An 18,837-nucleotide genomic window follows, 5' to 3' on the forward strand; every position below is an offset into this window, starting at 1 on the left:
CCGCCACCTCGACCTCACCAACTACCAAACCACCACCCACACCAACCACACCACCACACCCAAACCCACCAAACCCCACACCCCCAACAACACCTAACACCCCCTAACACCCAGCCACAGCGCGGTGCTCCCGGCTCATCGCGTGGCGCGTCTCGGCCGTCGCCCGGTTCCAGTGAATCGAGTAAAGCCCGGCGGGGCACCGCATGATTGTCAGGTCCCCGACATGGGAAGGAGGCAGGCCACAGACCGCTCACCGGGGAGGACAACACCCGTGCACCGCATCGCCGCCAGAACCACCACCGCCCTGCTCGCCGCCGCCCTCGCATCAGCACTCCTCGGCTCCGCTCCCGCCTGGAGCGCGCCCGCCGACAACGCGCCGACCAGCGGCGGGCCGGCCTCCGCAGCACCCACCCGTCAGGTGGAGGCCTTCGCCGAGGACGGCAGCATCGCCCGTGTCCAGGCCCCGGCCGCGTCTCCCTTCGTCGCCGCTCCGGCCCAGGGCGCGGCTGCGGTGCGGGGCGACGGCGATGTGACGCCGCTGGTCAGCAGTGGCGACCCGGCGACCAAGCTGGACGTGGTGGTGATCGGCGACGGCTACGCCGCGCAGGAGCAGCAGAAGTTCCTCACGGACGCGGCCGAGAAGTGGCGCGAGGTGACTGCCGTCGAGCCGTACGCCACCTATCGCGGGCTGTTCAACGTCTGGGCGGTGTCAGCGGTTTCGCCGGAGTCGGGGGTGACCGGGGATCCGGACCAGGCGACGGTGCGCCACACCGCGCTGGGCTCGTACTTCTGGTGCGACGGCGTGGAGCGGCTGCTCTGCGTCGATGAGAAGGCGGTCGAGCGGTACGCGGCGAAGGCCCCGCAGGCGGACCTGGTGCTGGTGGTGGCCAACAGCGCCAAGTACGGCGGCGCCGGCTACAACGACGTCAAGTCGTCGCTCGGCTACGAGGGCATCGCCACGGTGGCGGGCGGGAACGCCAAGTCCGGGCAGATCGCGGTGCACGAGACCGGGCACTCGCTGGGCAAGCTCGCCGACGAGTACGCGTACGACGGCCAGGGCACGTACCAGGGCGACGAGCCGGCCCAGGCCAACATCAGCACGCTGACGGCCGATCGGATGCAGCAGCAGGGCACCAAGTGGTCCCGCTGGCTCGGGCAGGCCTCCCCGGACGGCGGGACGGTCGGCGCGTACGAGGGCGGCGGCTACTACCCGGCCGGGCTGTACCGGCCGACCGAGAACTCGATCATGCGCTCCCTCGGGCGGGAGTTCAACCTGCCCGGGCGCGAGGCGATGATCGCCGGCTTCTACCGGCACGCCACCCCGCTCACCAGTCCCACCGCCACCGGCAGTTGGCTCACGGCGGCCGACCGCCTGAGCGTCGGCCTGCCGGTGCCCGGCACCCGGCTGCGCTGGTTCCTGGACGGGCGCGAGCTGCCCCGGCTCACCGGCCGCACCGCGCTGGACCTCGCCGAGCTCAAGCTGACCGGGCCCCGCACCCGGCCGCACCTCCTCACCGCCGTCGCCACCGACCCCACCCCGGCCGTGGTGGACCCGGCGCTGCGCGCGAACCTGACCGCGAGCCTGTCCTGGCTGGTGACACGCTAGGCCGCTTCTTGCTGATCATCTGATCGCTGGTCTGGTGTGCCGTGTGACTGACGCATCGTGGGCGCGGCCAGAGCCGTTGGTGCACATCGCAGGCATCTACCTCTGGGCCGCCCCCGGTTCCAAAGGAGGACCCTGACGCAGTGGGACGGCGTAGACGGGCTCCTGGCCGAAGGCCGTGAAGCCCGTCTTCCACAGGATCGGGCCGGACGTGGCCACGTTGGCCTTGACCAGGGCCATCGTCGCCCCGTCGCCCCGTGCGTCACCCCGTAGTGCAGCCGGGCGTCGAGCACCGCCCGGTACACTGCCCGGCCCTGCCAAGGTAGGGGGGACGGCCGCTGCACTGTGTTGGCGACCGTGTTGGGAACGGAGCCGGTGCCTGCGGCCCCGGAGCCCGGCCCCGTCGTCAGGCAGACCTGAGCAGGGCGAGGCGGCTCGCGGTCCGGTCCAGGTCGCGGAACAGGTTCTCGTCGGGGGTCGGGCCGCCGATCGGGTCGGCACCGATCAGCACCAGCCGGACGTCCCGGTCGCAGCAGATGTCGACCAGGTCGGCGAAGCGCCGTCGCCCGTCCGGGGTCGCGTCGGCCAGCGGCGGTACGCCGGTGAGCACCAGGGTGGCGAAGCGTTCGGTGAGCGCCAGCTGGTCGGCGGCCGAGGTCAGCCCCTCGCACAGCTCGGTGAAGCCGAACCACGCCTCGCCGTCGCGGACCGCCGACGCCGGCAGCGGGCGGCCGTGCACGACTATCTCGGCCGCCTCGCCCGCGGTCGGCGGGGTGAGGCCGAGTGCGTGCAGGCCGCTCGTGTCCCCGGTCCGCAGCCGCGCGCCCTGCGTGAAGCGTTGCGGTCCGCCGTCCGCCGGCTGCCGCTCCGACTCCGGATCCCGCTCCCGCTCCCGCTCCCGCTCCCGGCGGAAGTCCACCGGGCCCGCGATCTCCACCACGTCCATCCGCTCCTCGATCAGCCGGATCGTCGGCTCGAACAGGTGGTGGTAGAGCGGGTTCGGCATCAGCCCGGCGGGCGGGTAGTTGGAGGTGGTGACCAGGGTGATCCGCCGGTCCAGCAGGTTCCGGAAGAGTCGGGCGACCAGCATCGCGTCCCCGGCGTCGTGGGCGTGGAACTCGTCGAAGACCAGTACCCGGCAGTCGCCGAGCAGTTCGTCCACGGCCCGGTCGACCGCTGCCACCCGCTCGCCGGCGGAGTCCCGGTGCGGGTAGGCGGTGTGCAGGGCGACGCCCTCGTGCAGGCGGCGGAAGAAGTCGTGGAAGTGCAGTCGCCGCTTGCGCGAGGTGGCCAGCCCGTCCAGGAAGGTGTCCACCAGCCAGCTCTTGCCCCGGCCCACCGGGCCCCACAGGTAGACGTGGCGCGGAGGGCGGCGGTGGAGCAGCCCGGTGCGGGTGAGTTCCCCGGCGAGCCGCGACAACCGCTCGACGGCCGGCCGCTGTGCCGGGTCCACGGCGAAACCGCGCTGCTCGGCGGCTCGCGGGAAGTGTGCCAGCATCGCCTCGTACTGCTTCGTCGCCCTGTCCGTCACGTCCGCCGACCCTAACAGGGGGTAAGGATCCGGTGGTCCCCGGGCCTGCCGACGGAGGCCGGGCCGGCCATCAGGAGGGCCAAGTGGTCCAGACCTATTGACGGTCCATCGGCACGCTCCTACGATTCCCAGCGGCTGCACCACACCCCCTGCCGGGTGACGACGTGTGTGTCAGGGCCGCGCCACCCGGGCCGTCGACACGCGCCGCGGCCGGGCTTCCCGCCGACCGACCACCCCCACGTCACCTCGCCATGGCCACCCCCACGCCGCCCCACCTCCACGGGGCGTGTCGGCCATGGCCGGAAGGGAGCTAGACCGTCATGGCCCACCGTACGTTCCGCCCTGCCCTGCGCCGGGCAGGCCACCGCACCCACCACACCCGCCGTAGCGCGCGCCTGCTCGGCGCCCTGGCGCTCGCTGTCGCCGCGATCGCCCCCACCACCGCCACGGCCTCCGCCGCCACCACCGCGCCCGCCACGGCCATCGCCCGCCCCACATCCACCACGCCCACCACACCCACCGCCGCCGCCACCGGATGCGGACAGCAGCAGCGCCCGGCCGGCAAGGTGCTGCAGGGCTACTGGGAGAACTGGGACGGCGCCGCCAACGGCGTGCACCCGCCGCTGGGTTGGATCCCGTTGACCGACCAGCGGATCACCGGCCACGGCTACAACGTGGTCACCACCGCCTTCCCCGTCATCCTCTCCGACGGCACCGCGCTCTGGCAGAACGGCATGGACAGCGGCGTCAAGGTCCCCACCCCGGACGAGGTCTGTGCCGCCAAGGCGAGCGGCCTGACCGTCCTGATGTCCATCGGCGGCGCGGCGGCCGGCATCGACCTGTCCGACAGCGCCGTCGCCGACCGCTTCGTCTCCACCATCGTGCCGATCCTGCAGGCCAACCACTTCGACGGCATCGACATCGACATCGAGACCGGCCTGGTCGGCAGCGGCAGCATCACCTCACTGTCGCCCTCCCAGGCCAACCTGATCCGCATCATCGACGGCGTCCTCGCCGCCATGCCGCCCGGCTTCGGCCTCACCATCGCTCCAGAAACCGCCTACGTCACCGGCGCGAGCATCGTCTACGGCTCGATCTGGGGCGCCTACCTGCCGGTCATCAAGAAGTACCTGGACAACGGGCGGCTCTGGTGGCTGAACATGCAGTACTACAACGGCAGCATGTACGGCTGCTCCGGTGACTCCTACTCGGCCGGCACCGTCCAGGGCTTCACCGCCCAGACCACCTGCCTGAACAACGGCCTGACCGTCCAGGGCACCACGATCCGCGTCCCGTACGACAAGCAGGTCCCCGGTCTGCCCGCGCAGCCGGGCGCGGGCGGCGGCTACCTGAGCACCGGGCAGGTCGCCCAGGCCTGGAACTCCTACGGCAGCGGGGCGTCCAGCAGCCTCAAGGGGCTGATGACCTGGTCCATCAACTGGGACGGTTCGAAGAACTGGACCTTCGGCAACAATGTCCGTTCCCTTCAGGGGCGCTGACACACCGACAGGAAGGGTAACGGCGCCGACACGGCCGGGCCCGGCAGCGCACCGCTGCCGGGCCCGGCCGTTCCCGCGGGCGCCTCTCCCCCGTCAGCCCGGGCGGCGCCGCCGTGGCACCTCCGGCGGGCGGCGCCGCAGCGGCGCCAACTCGCGTTCCAGAGTGCGGACGTCCAGCGCGATCCGGGCCGCGATCTCGCGCGGGCCGGTGCCGGCGGGCAGTCGGCGCGACCAGGAGCGGGGCTTGGCCGGGCCGTCCTGGACCATGTGGAAGTTGAGCCTGACCACGTCGGCGATGTCGACCAGGCTCACGAGGATCCGGGTGTCGGCGAGGTCGATGCTCACCTCGTTGCCGATGCACGAGCACGCCACCAGGCCCTCGATGTCCTCTTCGGCCAGGTACCTGGCCAGGGGTACCGCCCTCCCCCGGACCAGAAACGGACGATCTGCCGGACTCACCGGCCCCGCCTCCTCCCCAGCACGCGTACGGTGCCGCGGCCGCGGCGCAAGCGCGCCGCAACAGACCGGGCCCGCCCATGCTCCACCACATCCGGTTCCTGCGCCAACTCGATGTCTCTCCAAGTGATTTGGGCGAAGTCACCGACCCGGCGCACCGGCGCACGCTCCGGCGCACCCGGCCACGTGGCGCAGTTCGACCCGGCTCGTCCGGTCCGGTTCAGTCCGCACCGGACCGGGCAGGTCCGGTCCGGACCGGGGAGAACGCGCAGGTGCCCGTCCGCAGGTGGCGGACGGGCACCCGAGGCGGTGCGGCCGGGCCTCAGCGGCCGGTGCGGCCGAACCGGCCGTGCAGCACCAGGGAGCGGGTCAGCGCGAGCACGCCGCCCGCGCACAGCGCCGTGCGAAGCATGTTGACCGGCACCCAGGTGTCGGCGAACTTGGCCCGCACGGCCGCGAGGTCCTGGATCTGGGACGGGTCACCGGCCGCCGCCAGCTGGTTGTTGAGCGGGATGTTGACGCCCATCGTCACCAGCAGCGCCACCACGTACAGCACCGTCGCCGCCGCCGCCCACAGCGCCGCCTGCCGACGACCCGCCTTGTGCTGCAGCCACGCGGCCAGACCCGTCGCCGCGAACGCCCCGACGAACACCAGGCCGAACATGCCGTTCTCGATGGACTTGTTGATGTGCTGCATCGCCGTCACATACGTCCGGTCATCACTCGCCGCCAAACCGGGCATCACCGACACGTCGAAGGCGAAGAACAGCCCCGCCATCAACCCCATCGCGACGGTGGCACCCACCAACAGCGGCCCGGTCGCCTTGCTCTGCCCGACGGCGTGCGCCGAACTTCCCATCCCCACACCTCCGATGGCCGACGGCGCGGAGTACGACAGCGGAACCGCGGTCTGATCCGAACGCATCTCAGGACCCCTTCACTCTCCCGGCCCGCGGGCTGCGGTGCCGACGAACGTGGTACACACGACACCGCCCACGGTGCGGTGCGCCGCGCAACGGAAGCGCGACTACCGGAACCACGGCCCGCAGGTGGGCACTTGCGGCCTCTTGCGATGCCTTGCGGCGCCTGGCACCGCCGGGTACTGCCTGGCAGTACCCGGCACCGCCACTCAGAGCACCGGTGCCAGGCTGCGCCGGTACCGCCGTTCCAGCACCGTCCGCCCGATCAGCCGCACCGGGGCCGGGATGGTGGCCGACACCGCCCGGACGGCGGCCGCGTCCGCGCCGTCGAACATCCAGGGCTGCAGGTAGGTCATCACCCGGGTCGGCGCGCTCTGGATGATCCGGCGCTCGACCCGCAGGTACTCGTCGACCGGCAGGCCGGCCAGCGCCGGGAACACCACCGGTTCCTCATGTCCGAGGTGATCGCGCACCAGGGCCTCGAACGCCTGTGCAGCCTCCGGCAGTTCAGCGCGCAGGCCGGAGCCGAGCACCCCTGCCACCCGTCGCATCGACCGGTCCAGCGCCTCGTGGTCCTCCTCCAGGACCCCACCGCCGTCGAAGCCGGCCATCCGGCCACGCAGGTACGGCCAGAGGATCTCGTCCTCGCTGTGGTGGTGCCAGTCGATCACCGCGCGCAGCCGCCCGAACCACTCCGCCAGCTCCGCCGTGGATCCCGACGAGCCGCGTGCGGCAGCGGCGCTCAGCCGTGCCGCGTCGCGGCGCATCGCCACGTGCATCAGGCCGAAGCCCTTGATGTGGCCGGGCAGTGTGCCGATGCCCTGCTCGCTCGACCAGACCGTTGTGCCGTCCGACATGACCAGACCTCCAGAGTCCGTTCAGCTTCCCTTCCAACACCCGCCCGAGGGAGGCCGGTTGGGGCCACCAGGGACGAGCCGGCTCATACGTTCCACACGCCCGAGGCGGCAGCCTCACGGGCGTAGTCCGCGAAGTCCCGCGGCTCACGACCCAACGCCCGCCGCACCCCGTCACCCAACGACGCGTTGCGACCATCCAGGATCACCGCGAACAACTCCGCGAAGTCCGCCGGCAACCCCGCCTCCGCCAACACCCCCCGGTACGCCTCCTCCGACACCGCCGCGAACCGCACCTCACGACCCACCACCCGCGACAACTCCACCGCCACATCCCCGAACGACAGCAACCGCGGCCCCGTCACCTCGTACACCTCACCCCCGTGACCCGCCTCCGTCAGCGCCGCCACCGCCACCTCCGCGATGTCCTCCACATCCACGAACGGCTCCACCGCACCACCCACCGGCAACGCCAACTCCCCCGCCAGCACCGGCTCCAGGAAGAACGACTCACTGAAAGTTCTGGTCGAACCACGCGCACCGCACCACCGTCCACGCCGCCCCCGACTCCATCACCGCCTTCTCCCCCGCCTCCGCCGCCTCCTCACCACGCCCCGACAACAACACCAACCGACCCACACCCCGCGCCGCCGCCAACCGCGAGAACGCCCCCACCGCCTCCACCGCACCCGGAAACGCCAGATCCGGGTAATACGTCAGATACGCCGCACTCACACCCACCAACGACGCCTCCCACGTACCCCGGTCGTTCCAGTCGAACGGCACCGCACCCGACCGCGAACCCACCCGCACCTCATAACCCCGCGCCGTCAACCGATCCGCCACCCGCCGACCCGTCTTCCCGGTACCACCCACGACAAGCACCACACCGGCATCCACCGCAAGATCCACCACACCAGCCATCACGATCACCCTCGATTCGAAGACACGGAGGAATCACAGACGACCGACGCCCCCAGGGCGCCTGTTCCGCCGATCGGATCGTCGTCGTGGCACCATTCAAATCCCCCCGGGTCGGGCGAACCATAGCCACCGCACTCAGCTCCATGCGCGAGCGTCTACACCGCTCACCAGCGGCGCTCCGCCCGCCCACGGCCGCCCTCGCACCTGCGGCCCGGGCCTCGGCACCCACCACAACACACCCCACCGCCGCCCGAAAGTTCTTTCCAGCGCCTCTCGACCCCTCCTCGACCGCCGTCGGAAATGTCCTCGAAATCCGAACGGGAGAGCGCGACTGGGGGAATCCGCGAAAGCGGTCGCGCATGCGGAAAGCCAGGGCGGGGAGCCGGAGGGAGCCGCAGGAAAAAGGGAGCCCCAGGAAAAGGGGGGCCGCATGAAAAGAGGCCGGGGTCGACGCACTGATGCGTCGACCCCGGCCTCCGGTAGTAGCGGGGACAGGATTTGAACCTGCGACCTCTGGGTTATGAGCCCAGCGAGCTACCGAGCTGCTCCACCCCGCGTCGGTAAGACCAGGTTATGCGACAAGCCGCTAAACGCGAAATCCGTTTCCTACCCACATCACCGCCCACCACCGTCCACCGCACCGCCCACCGCGCCCTCCACCGCCCTGACCTGCGAGTGTCCGGCATACTGGGCCCGGCCAGGGGGCGTTCACGGCCGGGCGGAGGAACTCTCCTCGACGGGGCGCGGCTCCCCGTACGGCGGGGGCGGGCCTCGGGGAGGGGACAGCGGTGGAGGACAGGGGTGGCGCGGGCGGCGCACGCGGCGCTGCGGGGCTTGGGCCGCTGATCGGCCGGGAGAGCGACCTGCGGGTGCTCCGTGAACGGCTGCGCATCGGGGCGGGCGGCGGTGCGCTGCTGCTGGCCGGGGAGGCGGGCGTCGGGAAGAGCGCCGTGCTGGACGCGCTCGCCGGGTCCGCACTCGCGGACGGCGTCCGGGTGCTCCGGGCCGCCGGCGTGGAGCTCGAGGCCCACTGCGGCTACTCGGGCCTCAATCAGATCCTCTTCCCGTTCCTGGACGCCCTGGAGCATCTCGACACCGCCCTGCGCGCCGCCCTCCGGGTGGCGCTCGGTTTCGACACCGGCCGGCCGCCGGAACAACTCCTGGTCTCCAACGCCGTGTTGCGGCTCCTCCAGACGGTCTCCGACGGTGATCCGTTGCTCGTCGTCATCGACGACCTGCACCGGGTCGACCGCGCCAGCAGCACGGTGCTCGGGTTCGTCGCCCGGCGGGTGACCGGCCTGGGCATCAGTTTCGTGGCGGCGGCGCGCTCCGGCGAACTGAGCCCGCACGAGGCGGGCGCCCTGCCCACCTACGACCTTCCGCCCCTGGACGACGAGGCGGCGGCCACGCTGCTCGGCACCAGGTTCCCCGGGCTCACGCGCGGTGTGCGGCGGCGGCTGCTGGCCGAGGCGGGCGGCAATCCGCTGGCGCTGCTGGAACTTCCGACCGCCCTGCGGCCCGCCGCCGAGGACTCCCCCGCCGTCCTGCCCCTGAGCAGCCGACTGGAGACACTGTTCGGTTCGCGGGTCACCGGCCTGCCCGCGCCCGCCCGGAAACTGCTCCTGCTCGCGGCCCTGGAGGGGACCGGCGACCTGGGCGTGCTGCAGGCGGCCGCCCGGCGGGTCGCGGGCGGGTACGACCTGGACGACCTGGCGCCGATCGAACGCGACCGACTGGTGCACATCGAGGAGGGCGGGCAGCGGCTGAGGTTCCGTCATCCGCTGATCCGTTCCGCCGTCGTGGGGCACGCCCCGAGCGGCGAACGGCGTGCCGCGCACGCGGCCCTGGCCCACCTGCTCGTCGACCAGCCCGGGCTCCGCGCCTGGCACCTGGGCGAGGCCACGCTGGAACCCGACGAGGAGGTCGCCGCGCTGCTGGAGCACGCCGCGGGCCTCACCCTGCGCCGCGGGGACGCCGCCGGGGCCATGCGGACGCTGATCCGGTCGGCCTCCCTCACCCCCGAAGGGCCGAACCGCAGCCGTCGCCTCGCGGAGGCGGCCTACCTGGGCGCCGAGTCCACCGGAGCCCTGGCCAGTGCCCGCCGGCTGCTCGACGACGCGCGCCAGGCCGCCCCGGAGGGGACGGACTCGCTCCACTCGGCCACGGCGTCGGCGCTGCTCCTCCTCAACGGGGACGGCGACGTCGACACCGCCCACCGCCTGCTGAGCGGCGCGATCGAGTCCGCGGCCGGCGGCCCCGGCCGGTCGTAGCGGCGGTCGCGGCGGTCGTAGCGGCAGCCGTAGCGGCAGCCGTAGCGACGGACGCCCGGCTTCGGGGGTGCTCCTCACCCGTGTCGACGAGCTGACGATCCGACGGACGGCACCGCGAGGGGGACGGTCCGGGGCGCTCCGAGTCCACCCGTTCAGCGCCTATGGCGCCGCAGACGGTTCGGGTAGACATGGCCTGCTCGCATCCCCCGACGATCACAGGAGCTGAACCCGCCATGGACAAGGACCAGCTGGCCCACCTGGAGCAGCGGATCAACCACCTCGCCACCGTGACGAAGTCGGTCACCACCGATGGCTTCGACGAACTGCTCACGATCATCCACCGGCCGGGGTGGACCACGCCGGCCGAGATCGCTCTCGTCACCGGCGCCGTCGACGTGCTGATCCGGCAGACCGAGATCGTCGCCGAGGCGCGCAAGGGCCTCATGGACGGCGCCAGGTCGGTCGCGGCCGGCTGACCCGACCCGGCTGAACCAAAACCCGGCCGGGCCACCAGGGCGTACGGAGGTACGCCGCCGGTGGCCCGGCCGCTCGCCGTGGCCCTGGTGGTGCCGCAGGTCTGACGCCCGCGTGGGCAACCGGCCGGCGGGCCGGTTGCCCACGCCAGGGCCCGGGCCGGTTGCCCACGCCCGGCCCCGTGGTGGCGAGGCCGCTCAGCCGGTCGCGCCGGCGAGGCCGGTCGGCCGGGTCAGCCGAGGGGGCGGCAGAGCAGGGCGTCCGGGGCGCCGTAGTGGAGCCAGCGCCAGGTGTAGGCGACGCCCGCGAGGTATTCGTCGTCGGCGCACTGGCCCTTGTAGTGGCCCGGCGCCCAGTCGCTCGCGACCGAGCCGCCGCTGGTGGGCCGGTTGTCGCCGTGGTCGAACCAGACGTTGCGGCCGGTGGCGGGCAGCGGTCCGGCCGCGGGTGCGCAGAGCAGGGCGGACATGGCGTCGCTGTGCACGCTGTAGCCGACGGCGACGGTGTGGTCGGGGCACTGGAGCTTGTTGTAGCCGGACGCCCAGTCGCCCTCGGTGACGTACCGTTCGTCGGTGACGGTGACCCAGTCGCCGCTGCCCGTGGCCGGTTCGCCGGCGTCGGTGCACAGGCCCCGGCTGTCGCCGCGGCCGAGGGCGACCAGGCGTTGGCCGTCCGGGCAGGTGCCCTTGCGGTTGCCGCTGTTCCAGTCCGGGCGGGCGAGCATCCGGCGGGAGGCGTTCTGGTCGCCGTGGTCGAGGTCGAGCATGTTCCAGTGGTTCGGCTGCGCGACCGGGCCGGTCAGCGCGGGGGCGTCGACGAGTTTGTTCCAGTCGGTGGCCCGCCAGTCGCCGGGGTCGCTCAGGCCGAGCCGTTTGCCGGCCGGATCGTAGGAGAGCAGGGCCCAGGTGTCCAGCGGCCGGCCGGTGGTGTCGGCCCAGCCGACGAGTGGCCAGATGGCGAAGTCGGTGTCGCGGGCGGCGAGGAGGTCGGTGAAGGTGTGCAGCCAGGCCTGTTCCTTGGCGTCGGTGGAGCCGCGTCCGCCCGCGCCGAACTCGCTGATCCACACCGGGGCGGTGAAGTGCTGCCCGGCCTGGGTGACGAACAGCGCCTGGTCGTCCACCACTTGGGCGAGCTGTTCGGGGGTGAAGTCCTCGTAGCGGGGGTCGTTCGTCGCTCCCGGGCCGCTGCCCGCACCGGTGTTGGCCGGTCCGGTGTAGGCGTAGAAGTGCGCGGAGTACACCAGCTTGCCGGAGTCGATCAGGGTGTTGGAGAGGTTGCGGACCGGGGTGAGCGTCGGGCGGCCGTGGCTGAACGGCGCGGCGGGGATGCCGTACCAGTTGATGCCCTCCATGATGACGAGCATGTCGGGGTCGGCCTGGAGGATGCGGTTTCCGGCCTCCTCGAAGGCGGCGTACTCGTCGTGGGCGTCGCCCAGGCCCCAGTTGGGGTCGTCCCAGGTGTCGCGGCGGACCTCGTTGCGCAGGTCGGCGCCCACTACCCGCTTGTTCGCCTGGTAGCGGTTCACCATGAACAGCCAGTCGTCCTCCCACGCCTGCGTGGACTGGCCGCTGTTCCAGCGCTCGTTGCCGTCGAGGCCGCAGCAGAAGCGGTAGCTCGTGGTGTGGTTGTTGAGGATGACCGCGAAGCCGTCGGCGGTGAGCGCCGCGACCACGGCGTCGTACACCTGAAGCGGGGTCCTGCCCTTCAGCTGCGGGTTGGCGGCGACGGCGGAGTCCGGCACCGGGGCGGTGTCGTGGATCATCGCGTTGGCGAAGGGCAGCCGGATGCTGTTGAGGCCGAGCCCGTGGTAGTCGGCCAGGAGGCGCGCCATCGGCACCCGGTCGAGGCCCAGCGGGATGTTGTGCGACACCTGTCCGGCCTGGTTGTTCGCGGGGTCGTCGACGTTCCCGCTGCCCTCCCAGGTGCCTTGTGCCCCGGCCCAGTTGGCGGCCTTCAGCTTGAAGCGGTCGCCGTTCGCGTCGACGATGTAGCGCCCGCGGGTGCTGAGCGGGCCGGTCCAGGACACCGCCGACTGCCCGACGGTGGTGCCTGTCGGGGCCGCACTCGCGGTGCCCGTCGCCATCCCGGCGAGTACGGGCAGGCAGGCGGCCAGGGCGAGCAGGCGCCTTCCGAATCTCTTCATGGTCATCCCGGTTGAGGTGAGGGTGGCTCGGATTTGACGGGGACCGACCATACGTCGGACAGGTGACCGCCGGGTAGCCCGCAACCCGACGGACTGCGGGCTACGGGCTGTGCGGGCTACGGGCTTTGCGGGCTGCGGGCCGCCCGGGGTCGGGCCGTTACCGCAGGACGCCGCGCACGGCCTCCGGGTCGGTGGGCGACAGGCCGGCCGCGGGGGCGGTCGCGGGCGCGGCCTTGGCGGCGGCCGGCGGCGGCGTCACGTACACCGGGGCCGGGTCGGCTTCGGGCGCGCAGGTCTTGGCGATCCGTCCCTTGCCCTGGGGCAGGCTTCCGTCGCGCAGGTAGGCGGTGAAGGTGTCGTCCAGGCAGGCGTTGTCGTGGAAGAGGATCTCGTGGAAGCTGCCGCCGTTCTGGACGACCAGCTTGGAGCCGGGCAGCGCGTCGTGCATGGCGAGCCCGCCCTCGTACGGGGTGGCGGCGTCCTCGGTGGCCTGGAAGAGCAGGACCGGGGGCAGGCCCTTGCCGGTGATCTTCAGCCGGCCCGCCGGGTTGCCCTGGTAGGGCCAGAACATGCAGGCGGCGTTGTACCACATGTTGTTATAGGTGTAGAAGGGCGCGGTCGCGTTCACCTTGGCCTGGTCCTTCTTCCAGACCTCCCAGTCGCGCGGCCAGGCGTTCTCGGTGCACTGGGCGGCGTTGTAGGCCGGGAAGGCGCCGTCGTCGGCGCCCGGGGCGGCGTACCGGTTGTACGCGATGTTCAGCGGACGGCTGTCGTGCTGGGTGAGGTAGGCGGAGAGCACGGTGGCCATCCGGGGCCAGCGCAGGAAGTTGTAGCCGCCGCCGTAGAAGGTGTCCTCGAACTCGGCCGGGCCGATCTTGCCGGGGGCCGGGGCGGCGTCCACCGGCTCCTTGCGCAGCGCGTCCTCGACCTGGTGGTAGGCCTGCTCGACGGCGGCGGCGTCGGTGCCCAGGTGGTAGACGGAGTCGGCCTTGGCGGTCCAGGCCGCGAAGGCGTCGAAGCGGCGCTGGTGCTCCTTGTCCTGCAGGATGTTGTGGTCGTACCAGCTGATGGTCGGTCCGACGATGCTGTCCAGCACCATCCGGCGCACGTGCGAGGGGAACAGCTGGCCGTAGGTGGAGCCCAGCGAGGTGCCCCAGGAGCCACCGTAGAAGTTGATCTTCGGAACGCCGAGCGCCCGGCGGATGCTGTCCATGTCGCGGGCGTTGTCGACGGTGGCCATGTGCGGCAGCAGCCAGGACCAGTCGGCCGCGCAGTCCGCGGCGTAGCCGGCCGCCTTCTTCAGCCAGGCCTTCGACGTGCCCTGGCTCACCTGGTAGTCGGGGCGCTCGGCGTCGAAGTAGTGGGCGTCGCAGACCACATGCGGGTCGCTGCCGTTGGTGCCGCGCGGGTCGAAGCCGATCCAGTCGTAGGTCGAGGCGACGTCCGCCGGGAGCTTGCCGGAGATGTAGCCGGGCATCCAGAGCCCGGAGTCGCCGGGGCCGCCGGGGTTGAGCAGGATCGGGCCCTGCTGCTTGTCCTTGGGCGCGGTGGCGGGGAGCCGGTTCAGCTTGATGGCGATCTTCCGCCCGTGCGGGTCGGCGTAGTCCACCGGCACGTCGAGCATCGCGCACTGCAGCGCGGGGGTGGTGGCATCGTTGCAGGAGCTCCAGACGAGCTTGCCCTGACCGCTGTCGACCAGGTCCGTGGCGTCGGGTCCGGCGGCAGAGGCAGAGGTTCCGCCGAGGGCGGCGACGGCCGTGACGGCCGCGAACAGGGCGATGGCTTTTCTCATGGGGAGCATGATGTGACATGTGTAATGGCACATCCAGAGGGGCGGCCGGAATTTGCCAAGCTTTGACCATTTCTGGCTGACCGATCATCAGACTTCTCCTCCCTTGGGGAGGTTGTCCGTGCGGGCACTCACGATCCGTGGCTAGCATCTGAAATGCCTTCCGTTCGAGCGCTCATCGCCTGGGAGGGGCGGCGCCGGACAGCCCCCCGACAGGAGAGTCATGCGCGTGTCCCACCAGCACGTCCACCCCGTCAGCGACCGCCCCACGACGGCCGACGTCGCCCTGCCACCGGCCCTGCCCTACCCCGACGGCTGGTCCGCACTCGCCTTCTCCGCCGAACTCGAGCCCGGCACCGTCCTCACCCGCCAACTCGCCGGCGAGGACGTCGTGCTGTACCGGCTGCGCAACGGCCGTCTGCGCGCGATCCGTCCGTACTGCCCGCACCTGGGCGCCCACCTCGGCCTCGCCGAGGTCGAGGGCGACGACCTGGTCTGCCCCTTCCACCGGTTCGCCTTCGACGCCGACGGCCGCTGCGTACGGACCGGCTACGGCACCCCGCCGCCGAAGGCCGCCCTGGCGCAACTGCCGGTGCGGGAGGTCAACGAGGCCGTCTTCGTCTGGCGCCACCACGACGGCCGGGAGCCCGACTGGGAGATCCCGTCCTGGCACCTGCTCGGCGACGGACGGCGGCCGCTGCGCTACGCCTCCTTCGAGATGCCCGGCTACGCCCAGGACGTCATGGAGAACTCCTTCGACCTGGGCCACTTCGTCACCCTGCACGGCTGGCCGCAGGGCGAGCTGGCGGCCCCCGTGACCTTCGACGGCACCCGCTTCCACATCTCGATGCGGGTGCGGGAGACCTTCCCGCTACTCGGCCTGCGGCAGGTCGACGTGGAGGTGGACGGGTACGGCCTCGCCGCCCTGCACACCGATGTGCGCACGCCCTCGCTCGGCCTGGAGATCTGCTCGCTGGTGATGGCCACCCAGGTCGCCCCCGGCCGGATGCAGCTGCGGCAGGCGAGCCGCTTCGTCATGCGGGAGCCGGCCGGCCTGCCGCCGGCCGTCGCCCGGACGGTCAGCCGCGCGGTGACCGCGATGCTGGCGGGGCCCATGTTCAAGCGCAACCTCGAGTTCACCGCGGCCGACTTCCCGATCTGGTCCACCAAGAAGTACCTGTCGCCGCCCGGGCTCGCCGCCGGTGACGGGCCGATCGGCACGATGCGGCACTGGGCTCGGCAGTTCTACCCGGCGGACCACCAGGCGCACCTCCCGGCGCCGGCCGCGACCCCCCCGAGCGGCACCCCGGGCGGCGCCCCCGCGGGCACCCCCAGCGGCGTCGCCCGCGGCTGAACGGCGCCCGCCCGTACGGGATCCCGTCCCCCGCATCCGGAACCGGAACCGCGCCTCCGGGCAGTACCGTCTGGCGTGGAGTACGGGGCGGGCGCGGCGAGGGGAGAATCGGCGTGGAGGCGCTGGGGGACGGGGATCCGCGGCAGGTCGGCGAGTACCGCCTGCTGCGGAGACTCGGTGCGGGCGGAATGGGCCGGGTGTACCTGGGCCGTACGGCGGGCGGGCGCACGGTGGCCGTCAAGCTGGTGCACGACCAGTACGCGGCAGACCCGGAGTTCCGGATCCGGTTCCGCAACGAGGTGGCCGCCGCCCGGCGGGTCGGCGGGCGGTGGACGGCCCCCGTACTGGACGCGGACACCGAGGGCGCCCAGCCGTGGGTGGCCACCGGATACGTCGCCGGCCCCTCCCTGGGCACCGCCGTACGGGACTTCGGCCCGCTGCCCGAACCGGCCGTCCGCTCGCTCGGCGTGGGGCTCGCCGAGGCCCTGCAGGCCGTGCACGCACAGGGATTGGTGCACCGGGACGTCAAGCCGTCGAACGTGCTGCTGGCGCTGGACGGCCCGCGGCTGATCGACTTCGGGATCACCCGGGCCCTGGACGCGGCGACCGCGCTCACCCGCTCCGGCTTCGTGGTCGGCTCCCCCGGCTACCTCTCCCCCGAGCAGGCCGAGGGCCGGGGCGCCGGGCCCGCCTCGGACGTCTTCTCACTGGGCGCCGTGCTCGCCCACGCCGCCACCGGCACCGCACCGTTCGGCTCCGGGGTGAGCGCGGCCGTGATGCTCTACCGGGTGCTCCACGAGGAGCCCGAACTCGACATCGCGGACCAGGAGTTGCATGCCATCGTGGCGGACTGCCTGGCCAAGGACCCGGACCGGCGGCCCACCCCGGAGCAGTTGCGCGAGCGGCTGACGGCGCACGACCGGACGGCGGGCAAGCGGCTGGAGGGGCGGACCTGGCTGCCGTCTGCGATCGCCGCCGCGCTGGCCACCCTGGCCGTCGAGCTGCTGGACCTGGACGGCGAGTCACCCGCCCAACCCAGCCCCCGACCGGGCCGCCGACCGGCCGCGCAATCGCCCGCCCAACAGGCCGCTCAACAGGCCGCTCAACCGGCCTCGCCTCCGGGGCGGTTCGGGCCGGCGCCGGCCTGGGCCACTCTGCCGCCCCCGCCGTCCGCGGCCACCACCGTCCCCGCGCCGCCCCCGCGCGCCTACCCGCCGTACCCGCACCCGTACCCGCACCCGCACCCGCACCCGCACCCGCACCCGCACCCGGCGCAGCCCGGCCGTCGCCGCACGGGTCGCGCCACCCTGGTCCTCGTCGCCGTGCTGGCCGTCGCACTGGCGGGTACGGCGGTGTTCCTGGCCACCCGCGACGAAGACACCGGCACCGCGAAGCCGCCGCCGTCGACCTCGGCGGCCCCCGCCACCCCCACCGCGACGTCCGACGGCGCGATCCCGGCCGCCTTCCTCGGCACCTGGCAGGGCACCCTGGGCAGCGAGCAGACCTTCCTCAAGCCCGACTTCACGATCGTCCTGAGCCAGGGCCGCCCCAACGACCCGGTCGCCCAGATCCACAACAACGGCGGCGTCGGCACCCGTTACTGCGACGCCGTCGCCAACCTCGTCCAGGCCACCGCCGACCGGGTGGTCCTGCGCACCGCCCCGATGAACTCGCTGAGCGGCTGCGCCGCCGACCCGCACGACCAGGTGTACACCCGCAACCCGGACGGCAGCCTGCACCTGCTGGTCGGCGGATTCTCGGGCGACCTGCGGAAGAAGTAGCCCCTGCGGGCCCCATGTCCCCCCGCGGCTCCCGTGTCCCCGATGGCGGCCCCGTGCGGCGGGGCGGCCCCACCCCGGGTGCCGCTCCGCCGCGTCGGGCTGCCCGGAAGCCCCCACCAGAGCGCCCGGAACCGCGCTCGACGGGCACTCGAGGAATCCGGCCCCCGCCGCTTGGCAGAACTAGGGTGCGACGCGTCCACCCCACCATCCCCCGGTTTCGAACACCTGTCCGCCCCAGGGGCCCGAGCACGAGTACGAGTACGAGTACGAGTACGAGTACGAGTACGAGTACGAGTACGAGTACGAGCAGCACCTGACACGACCACGTGACCCGCGCACCGACAACCGTCCCGCGCACGAAGGGAGAACCGCCATGCAGCTCAGAGTCCTCGGCCCCCTCACCGCCGACCTCAACGGCATCTCCGTCGTCCCCTCCGCAGGCAAGCAGCGCCAGATCCTCGCCCTCCTGGCGCTCTACCCGAACCGGGTCCTGCCCACGGCCACCCTGATCGAGGAGATCTGGGGCGACGACCCGCCCAGACAGGCGCTCACCACGATGCAGACGTACATCCTGCAGCTGCGCCGCCGCATCACCCAGGCCCTCGGGCCGACCCCGCACACCACCGCCAAGGACATCCTCACCACCCGGCACGGCGGCTACCAGCTCACCGCGCACGCGGACGACCTGGACGTCCACACCTACAACCTGCTGCTCACCCAGGGCCAGCACGCCTTCAACCACGGCCACGACCACCAGGCCGCCGCCCGCTTCCGCCAGGCCCTCGCGCTCTGGCACGGCCCCGCCCTCGTCGACGTGCGGCCCGGGCCGATCCTCACCATCGAGATCATGCGCCTGGAGGAGAGCCGGCTGATCACCCTGGAGCGGCGCATCGACACCGATCTGCGGCTCGGCCGGCACAACGAGCTGATCCCCGAACTCACCCACCTGACCCACCAGCACCCGCACCACGAGGGCCTGCACGCCCAGGCCATGGTCGCGCTCTACCGGGCCGGCCGGCAGACCAGCGCCCTCACCGCCTACCACCACCTGCGGCGCCGGCTGACCACCGAACTCGGCATCCAGCCCTCCCCGCACCTGCAGCACCTGCAGCACGCCATCCTCACCCTGGACCCGACCCTCAACACGCCCACCACCGCCCACCCGACCACCTACAACCTGTACTCGGCCTGAGCCCCGCCCGGATGGCCGCGCCCGCCGACCTCTCCCAGCCCTCACCC

13 protein-coding genes, 1 tRNA gene and 1 pseudogene are annotated in these 18,837 nt (G+C 72.5%); 7 read left to right on the forward strand and 8 right to left on the reverse strand.

The window, feature by feature from the left end:
- Positions 1 to 271: 271 nt before the first annotated feature.
- A complete protein-coding gene (locus tag ACZ52R_RS32825) occupies positions 272 to 1,606 on the forward strand; it encodes a M64 family metallopeptidase (protein WP_465614949.1) in 1,335 nt (444 codons plus the stop codon).
- Between the two features lie 403 nt (positions 1,607 to 2,009).
- On the opposite strand, the gene zapE is transcribed toward ACZ52R_RS32825, so the two are convergent.
- Positions 2,010 to 3,134 carry a cell division protein ZapE gene (zapE, locus tag ACZ52R_RS32830; RefSeq protein WP_465754663.1) on the reverse strand — a complete coding sequence of 375 codons (1,125 nt, stop codon included), beginning with the start codon at positions 3,132 to 3,134 and terminating at the stop codon, positions 2,010 to 2,012.
- Between the two features lie 320 nt (positions 3,135 to 3,454).
- Between zapE and ACZ52R_RS32835 the strand changes: the two genes are divergently transcribed.
- Positions 3,455 to 4,633: a chitinase gene (locus ACZ52R_RS32835; protein ID WP_465754664.1), complete on the forward strand. Its 1,179-nt coding sequence runs from the start codon at positions 3,455 to 3,457 to the stop codon at positions 4,631 to 4,633.
- 93 nt (positions 4,634 to 4,726) lie between these two features.
- Here ACZ52R_RS32835 and ACZ52R_RS32840 read toward each other — a convergent pair whose 3' ends face one another.
- The 5 genes and pseudogenes from ACZ52R_RS32840 to ACZ52R_RS32860 all read right to left on the reverse strand — a co-directional run bounded on the left by ACZ52R_RS32840 (position 4,727) and on the right by ACZ52R_RS32860 (position 8,344).
- Positions 4,727 to 5,092, reverse strand: coding sequence for a hypothetical protein (locus tag ACZ52R_RS32840; protein WP_465614946.1), 366 nt, complete (start codon positions 5,090 to 5,092; stop codon positions 4,727 to 4,729).
- A 319-nt stretch (positions 5,093 to 5,411) separates the two neighbouring features.
- Positions 5,412 to 5,948, reverse strand: a complete 537-nt coding sequence (locus ACZ52R_RS32845; RefSeq protein ID WP_465754665.1) for an anthrone oxygenase family protein — start codon at positions 5,946 to 5,948, stop codon at positions 5,412 to 5,414.
- A 270-nt stretch (positions 5,949 to 6,218) separates the two neighbouring features.
- On the reverse strand, positions 6,219 to 6,866 hold the full coding sequence (locus tag ACZ52R_RS32850) for a hemerythrin domain-containing protein (protein WP_465754666.1): 648 nt from the start codon (positions 6,864 to 6,866) through the stop codon (positions 6,219 to 6,221).
- Positions 6,867 to 6,949: 83 nt separating this feature from the next.
- Positions 6,950 to 7,787, reverse strand: a pseudogene (locus tag ACZ52R_RS32855) (Rossmann-fold NAD(P)-binding domain-containing protein).
- Positions 7,788 to 8,270: 483 nt separating this feature from the next.
- Positions 8,271 to 8,344 (reverse strand) — tRNA-Met (locus tag ACZ52R_RS32860).
- 231 nt (positions 8,345 to 8,575) lie between these two features.
- On the opposite strand from ACZ52R_RS32860, the gene ACZ52R_RS32865 reads away from it, so the two are divergent.
- Positions 8,576 to 10,057 carry an AAA family ATPase gene (locus ACZ52R_RS32865; RefSeq protein WP_465754667.1) on the forward strand — a complete coding sequence of 494 codons (1,482 nt, stop codon included), beginning with the start codon at positions 8,576 to 8,578 and terminating at the stop codon, positions 10,055 to 10,057.
- 233 nt (positions 10,058 to 10,290) lie between these two features.
- On the forward strand, positions 10,291 to 10,533 hold the full coding sequence (locus ACZ52R_RS32870; RefSeq protein ID WP_360509823.1) for a hypothetical protein: 243 nt from the start codon (positions 10,291 to 10,293) through the stop codon (positions 10,531 to 10,533).
- A gap of 230 nt (positions 10,534 to 10,763) precedes the next feature.
- Here the strand turns inward: ACZ52R_RS32870 and ACZ52R_RS32875 are convergent, their stop codons facing one another.
- The gene (locus ACZ52R_RS32875; RefSeq protein WP_465660600.1) at positions 10,764 to 12,680 is read right to left on the reverse strand and encodes a glycoside hydrolase family 5 protein; all 1,917 of its coding nucleotides are present in this window, start codon (positions 12,678 to 12,680) and stop codon (positions 10,764 to 10,766) included.
- Between the two features lie 151 nt (positions 12,681 to 12,831).
- Positions 12,832 to 14,466: an alpha/beta hydrolase gene (locus ACZ52R_RS32880; protein ID WP_465614940.1), complete on the reverse strand. Its 1,635-nt coding sequence runs from the start codon at positions 14,464 to 14,466 to the stop codon at positions 12,832 to 12,834.
- A gap of 220 nt (positions 14,467 to 14,686) precedes the next feature.
- Here ACZ52R_RS32880 and ACZ52R_RS32885 point away from each other — a divergent pair, with 220 nt between their 5' ends.
- From ACZ52R_RS32885 to ACZ52R_RS32895, 3 genes are all read left to right on the forward strand, one after another.
- Complete coding sequence (locus ACZ52R_RS32885) at positions 14,687 to 15,817, forward strand: Rieske 2Fe-2S domain-containing protein (protein ID WP_465754668.1); 1,131 nt, start codon at positions 14,687 to 14,689, stop codon at positions 15,815 to 15,817.
- A gap of 113 nt (positions 15,818 to 15,930) precedes the next feature.
- The gene (locus tag ACZ52R_RS32890; RefSeq protein ID WP_465754669.1) at positions 15,931 to 17,598 is read left to right on the forward strand and encodes a serine/threonine-protein kinase; all 1,668 of its coding nucleotides are present in this window, start codon (positions 15,931 to 15,933) and stop codon (positions 17,596 to 17,598) included.
- 373 nt (positions 17,599 to 17,971) lie between these two features.
- Positions 17,972 to 18,790 carry an AfsR/SARP family transcriptional regulator gene (locus ACZ52R_RS32895; RefSeq protein ID WP_465614937.1) on the forward strand — a complete coding sequence of 273 codons (819 nt, stop codon included), beginning with the start codon at positions 17,972 to 17,974 and terminating at the stop codon, positions 18,788 to 18,790.
- Positions 18,791 to 18,837: the final 47 nt, after the last annotated feature.

The sequence above is a fragment of the Kitasatospora sp. NPDC034023 genome (assembly GCF_055575795.1).